The 1,182-nt window shown below is 47.6% G+C and carries 2 protein-coding genes; both read right to left on the bottom strand.

The genetic code is table 11. The features are described 5' to 3' along the window. Window positions 1–23 precede the first annotated feature (23 nt). The gene (locus tag KIH86_RS15790; RefSeq protein WP_223088678.1) at window positions 24–182 is read right to left on the bottom strand and encodes a hypothetical protein; all 159 of its coding nucleotides are present in this window, start codon (window positions 180–182) and stop codon (window positions 24–26) included. 148 nt (window positions 183–330) lie between these two features. Next, the gene (locus KIH86_RS15785) at window positions 331–900 is read right to left on the bottom strand and encodes a MerR family transcriptional regulator (protein WP_223110554.1); all 570 of its coding nucleotides are present in this window, start codon (window positions 898–900) and stop codon (window positions 331–333) included. Between the last annotated feature and the right edge of the window lie 282 nt (window positions 901–1,182).

The raw sequence follows: 1,182 nt of genomic DNA, 5'->3' as shown, positions 1-1,182 counted from the left end.
AAAAAAAAAGGGAATCTTGTCCATTACTCTTCTGTTATTTTTTTACCGAACTTCTCGTTCAATACAGCCTCTATTACGTGTTTAGGATTACCTTGCTTTTCAATTTCAGTTAAAATTTTTTGCTTTAAATTAACGCATATCGTTTTTACCACTTCTTCCGGGTCCTTCCTTTTGCCACCCAAACCTAACTCCCCATTTCACACATTTATCCTCCTTTTGTTTTTTTCTTTCCAGCATACAGCAAAAAGAGCCGCCGAAGAAAGGCCGCTCTCTATAGCACCGTGCAGCGTAGTATAGAGATATTATCTCTAATATTCCCCACGCCCCCGGTCACTTTATATAATCCTCGGGGTCTTGCTTCCGTTTCCAGGCAGCTTCCGGATCGGGGCCGTCCGTAGCCTCTTTGATCCAAAATTTCCACCATTTCCGAGCCTTAGCTGCGGCAATCTCCCTACGGGCTTGCTGTATCTCCCGCAGTACGGCCGTTATATTGGCGTTTTGGTCCTCCATTCGCTCATGCAGCTTGTCCATCTGTGCCGCTTGCTGCTGATTCTGTTCGGCCAGGGTCCGGACAATCTCCAACATTTCACTATATCGCTTTTCATACTGCACCAATTCGCCTGAATCTGGAGATATCACAGCTGGCGCTACAATTTCGTGCGCTTCTGAATACTTTGATGCGACTACCTTTGCAGCCAATTGTACCGTCATTCCCGGAGAATCGCATAGCGTTTTCATATGCCTTAGCACCGTAGCGTCTTGTTCCGTATACTGCCGGTGTCCACCTTCGCTTTTAAAAACGCTATATCCTGCCTTTTCCAACTCCCCGACATACTTCCGTACTGTAACCTCTTTTATCCCTAAAATCTGGCTTATATCTTGGCTTTTAAGCATTTTCATCACCTACAATATCGGATTAGACCCCTAGCCATATCCGCTATGGTTAGCTCGTCTTCATCTCCTAATTCTAGGTTGATCCATACCCCGGCGTCAATGTAGTCGGCAAAGCAGCCGCGCAGCGCTTCCGGAGTAGCTGGCTCCTGGTTGTATCCAGCAACGTCCAGAGCGCGACGGATCAGCGCTGTTTGATCCTGCATCACCGCTACCTCCACCCATCCAATCGCCGGTGCCAGGCTCTCCAGGCATTCAGCGCGGCCACATAATCATGATCCGATTCGAAAA

Origin of the sequence: Paenibacillus sinensis (assembly GCF_019904155.1) — a bacterium.
Classification (GTDB): Bacteria; Bacillota; Bacilli; order Paenibacillales; family Paenibacillaceae; genus Paenibacillus_AQ; species Paenibacillus_AQ sinensis.
Note: the sequence above shows the minus strand (reverse complement) of the source record. Positions and strands in the feature narration are given on the sequence as shown.